Source organism: Desulfobaculum sp. (assembly GCF_054921475.1).
In genome coordinates, this window is the sequence record NZ_JBUDSW010000307.1 from 1 (window position 1) to 3,730 (window position 3,730).

Below are 3,730 nucleotides of genomic sequence, written 5' to 3' on the forward strand. Positions count from 1 at the left end.
CGCTGCCCTGCTCCTTCTGCACCTGCCCGGCCACGCTTTCCACCCACGCAGCAGCCAGCCTCTGCGCGCCGAAAAGCGGCCGCCCCCTCCTACGCTTTGCAGTCGTCTGACAACTTACGCTGAGCAGAAACCAATCCTTGCACAGCACTGTGTCTGTGGCCCCCGCGAATCAGCCGTGTACGCCTCTGTGGCACTCTTGCAGTGCACCCTACGCATCACGGCTCCGCACGCAACACCGCAGATGCAGAACGCCACGCACCAGACGCAAAAAAGCCCTTGCTCCAGAGGAGCAAGGGCTATACTTGCGGTGTGTGGCAGGCCAGGAGGGATTCGAACCCCCAACATGCGGTTTTGGAGACCGCCGCTCTAGCCGTTAGAGCTACTGGCCTGCGCTGCACAGAAGCGTTCTAAAGGACCGTTGTTCAACGGCTTTTCCCTCAGCGCGCTTGCGGAAAATCCACGATTACCCGCTCTTTGTCAACCTTTTTTTGCGATTTAATTTCACCGATGACCCAGGCGCTTTCGCCCATGCCCTTGGCGCGGTTGACAACGTCCTCGGCTATATCCTCGGAAACGATGAGGATGTAACCGATACCGCAGTTGAAAATCTGCAACATTTCGGGCCAGCTCAGCTGTCCCTCTTCCTTCAGCCAGTTGAACACCGGAAGGATGTCCCAGCTGTCGAAATCGATGGAAGCCACCACCCCGCGCGGCAGAATGCGCGGAATGTTGTCGTAGAAGCCGCCGCCGGTAACGTGGCACATGCCCTTAATGGTCATGTCGCGCATCAGGCCGCGCACGGTTTCCACATAGATGCGGGTGGGCTCAAGGAGCACGTCCGCAGCGGTTCTGTCGGTGCCGGGGAAGGTGTCGTCACCCTTCAGGCCGGCCTGCGTAGCCAGCTTGCGCACCAGCGAATACCCGTTGGAATGGACGCCGGAGCTTCCAAGGCCAATGATTTTGTCGCCGGGGCGGATGGACGAACCGTCCACAATGTTGGCATTATCAACAACACCAACGCAGAATCCGGACAGGTCGTACTCGCCGGGCTTGTAGAAGTCCGGCATCTCTGCCGTCTCGCCGCCAAGCAGTGCACAGCGGCTCTGCTTGCAGCCATCAACAATACCCGCGACAACCTTCTCCGCCGTGCCGACATTCAGCTTGCCGGTGGCGAAATAGTCGAGGAAGAAAAGAGGTTTGGCTCCCTGGACAAGAATGTCGTTGACACTCATTGCCACAAGGTCGATACCGATTGTATCGTGCCTGTCGTACTGAAAGGCGAGGTTGAGCTTGGTGCCCACGCCATCGGTGGAGGCTACGAGAACGGGATTTTCCATGGAATTGGTATCCAGCTTGAAAAGACCGCCGAACCCGCCGATATCGGTCACGACCCCGCCTGTAAAGGTCGAGGAAACCATGGATTTGATCCGGGAAACAAACTCGTTGCCGGCGTCAATGTTTACGCCAGCTTCGGTATAGGCCTTGGCCCTGTCTGTCATGGGATGTGCTCCTTGCGGTGAAAGCGGCTTGCCGCCTTGGTCGGGAGTCGCTTATATGGTTTTCAGTGCCGAAATTCAAGGGAGATTTTTTCATGCTGCACACGCGCTTTTCTCCACAGCGCCTTGCCATACTCGCTTTTGCCGTGCTTTTTGTGGCTGTTATGGTGCCTGCGCCAGCCCAATGCGACACCTCACCACAGGCCCCCGCCCCCAGAAAGGACCGCGTCTTCGGCACATCCGACGAGGGCATCCACATGGAGCGCCGCGATGACACCGGCGACCGCATCATCCGCGTGCAGCCCGCCCCCCGCCATGACGAGACGCACCAGCAGGAATACCACATCCCGCTGACCATTGAACCCAACATTTCCATTACGCCCAAAAACAGCACCGCTCCCGGCCAACGCCCAAAGGAGTAACCATGCGACAGGCGCAGCTTTGGAAATCCATCAGCGGCGACCGGGTACAATGCCGCCTGTGCAGCCACTTCTGCATCATTGCGCCGGACGCGCGGGGCCTGTGCGGGGTGCGCGAAAACCGCGGCGGGCGTCTCATCACCTACGCGGACACCATCGCCGCCCTGCATGTGGACCCGGTGGAGAAAAAGCCGCTCTTCCACTTTTTGCCCGGCACGCTGACGTTTTCCTTCGCCGCCATGGGGTGCAACTTCTCCTGCGCGTGGTGCCAAAACGCCTCACTCTCGCAGCCGCCGCGCAGCGGACAGCTCCCCTCCGGCCAGCCCGCCACACCGGAAAGCCTTGTGGACGCCGCCATCGACCGGGGGTGCCGGTCCATTTCCTACACCTACTCCGAGCCCACCATCTTTTATGAATTGATGCTCGACACCGCCCGCGCCGCCCATGAACGCGGCCTGAGCAATATTCTTGTCTCCAACGGCTTCCAAAGCCCGGAATGTCTCGACACGCTGGGGCCGTACATCGATGCCGCCAATATCGACCTCAAGGCCTTCACCGAGGCGGCCTATACAGACTTCTGCGGCGCACGCCTCAAGCCTGTGCTGGACAACCTCAAGCAGATGCGCCGTCTTGGCTGGTGGCTGGAGGTCACCACCCTCCTCGTCCCGGACGTCAACGATTCAGACGGCGAAATTGCGGATATGGCGGCCTTTATCCATGACGAGCTCTCCCCGGACACGCCGTGGCACCTGTCACGCTTCCACCCGGACTACACCATGATGGACCGCCCACCCACGCCCGTTGCCACGCTGGAACGCGCCATCGCCATTGGGCGGGATGCTGGGCTTCAATACATTTATGCGGGCAACGTGCCCGGCCATAACACCGAAAGCACCATTTGCCCCGCGTGCGGCCACGTCGTCATTGCGCGCCATGGCTTCAGCCTTGGCGCGCACAATACCAAGGGCCTTTGCCCCTCGTGCAAGCACCCAATACCCGGCGTCTTTTCCGCCGAGTGAAAAAAATGAAAAAGTTCGCCCTTAGGGCTTGCCATGGGATTTCATTTTCAGTAGGTGGTTCTTCACGACACGACGCGGGAGTAACTCAGTGGTAGAGTGCAACCTTGCCAAGGTTGAAGTCGCGGGTTCAAATCCCGTCTCCCGCTCCACTTTTTCTCTTCCCTCGGGGCGTGGCGCAGTCTGGCAGCGCGCCTGCTTTGGGAGCAGGATGTCGGGAGTTCAAATCTCTCCGCCCCGACCAGAGATACCAATGGCTTACAGGATTCTTCCTGTAAGCTTTTTTTGTGCGCGGCTCCCCTATGGCTCCCCCCGCACGACATTTTCCCCCTCTTTTGCTCCGCCTGCCGGGGGCTTTTCCCCATGAGCTGCGTTTTCAACGCATGCCGCTTTCAGGCGGATTCCCTTGCCTTTTCATGCGCCGTGGCGTAGAGGCAAGGCGCTTTTCCCGTCCCCAATTGGGACAGAAACGCCATCAGGTGCCCTGCGCGTAACGCAAAGGGAGAATTGGGAAGTCCGGTGCAAATCCGGCGCTAGCCCGTAACCGTGAAAGGGGACGAACCCGCAACAGCCACTGTGCGCACGCCGCATGGGAAGGCGCGGAAGTAGGCAGACACCCCCTCAAGCCGGGAAACCAGCCTGTTGGTCGCTTGTGGTTTACTGAGGTTTCGAGGCGAACCTCCGGACCGTTTGTGCACCCTACGGGCCTGTGCTTCGTGGCGGCCGTGCACGGTTCTGAGTCTTCGTCTCCTTGTTGTTGGCGCGCTTTCGCGCCGCACGCAAAAGGAGGCACCATGCG

At 59.9% G+C, this 3,730-nt stretch carries 3 protein-coding genes, 3 tRNA genes and 1 riboswitch; of the genes, 4 read left to right on the top strand and 2 right to left on the bottom strand.

The window, feature by feature from the left end; all coding sequences use genetic code 11:
- Positions 1–312: 312 nt before the first annotated feature.
- Positions 313–389: transfer RNA gene (locus ACY69P_RS15025), tRNA-Trp, on the bottom strand.
- A 48-nt stretch (positions 390–437) separates the two neighbouring features.
- A complete protein-coding gene (gene purM, locus ACY69P_RS15030) occupies positions 438–1,499 on the bottom strand; it encodes a phosphoribosylformylglycinamidine cyclo-ligase (RefSeq protein ID WP_459898766.1) in 1,062 nt (353 codons plus the stop codon).
- A gap of 92 nt (positions 1,500–1,591) precedes the next feature.
- On the opposite strand from purM, the gene ACY69P_RS15035 reads away from it, so the two are divergent.
- The 4 genes from ACY69P_RS15035 to ACY69P_RS15050 all read left to right on the top strand — a co-directional run bounded on the left by ACY69P_RS15035 (position 1,592) and on the right by ACY69P_RS15050 (position 3,175).
- On the top strand, positions 1,592–1,918 hold the full coding sequence (locus ACY69P_RS15035; protein WP_462328060.1) for a hypothetical protein: 327 nt from the start codon (positions 1,592–1,594) through the stop codon (positions 1,916–1,918).
- 2 nt (positions 1,919–1,920) lie between these two features.
- Positions 1,921–2,934: an AmmeMemoRadiSam system radical SAM enzyme gene (gene amrS / locus ACY69P_RS15040; protein ID WP_462328061.1), complete on the top strand. Its 1,014-nt coding sequence runs from the start codon at positions 1,921–1,923 to the stop codon at positions 2,932–2,934.
- Between the two features lie 74 nt (positions 2,935–3,008).
- Positions 3,009–3,083 (top strand) — tRNA-Gly (locus ACY69P_RS15045).
- A gap of 15 nt (positions 3,084–3,098) precedes the next feature.
- Positions 3,099–3,175 (top strand) — tRNA-Pro (locus ACY69P_RS15050).
- Between the two features lie 216 nt (positions 3,176–3,391).
- Positions 3,392–3,588, top strand: a riboswitch (cobalamin riboswitch).
- Positions 3,589–3,730 lie beyond the last annotated feature (142 nt).

What these genes read in the sequence shown, in the direction of transcription:
- purM (WP_459898766.1), bottom strand. Translation starts at nt 1,499, where the DNA reads ATGACAGACAGGGCCAAGGCCTATACCGAAGCTGGCGTAAACATTGAC.
- ACY69P_RS15035 (WP_462328060.1), top strand. Translation starts at nt 1,592, where the DNA reads ATGCTGCACACGCGCTTTTCTCCACAGCGCCTTGCCATACTCGCTTTT.
- amrS (WP_462328061.1), top strand. Translation starts at nt 1,921, where the DNA reads ATGCGACAGGCGCAGCTTTGGAAATCCATCAGCGGCGACCGGGTACAA.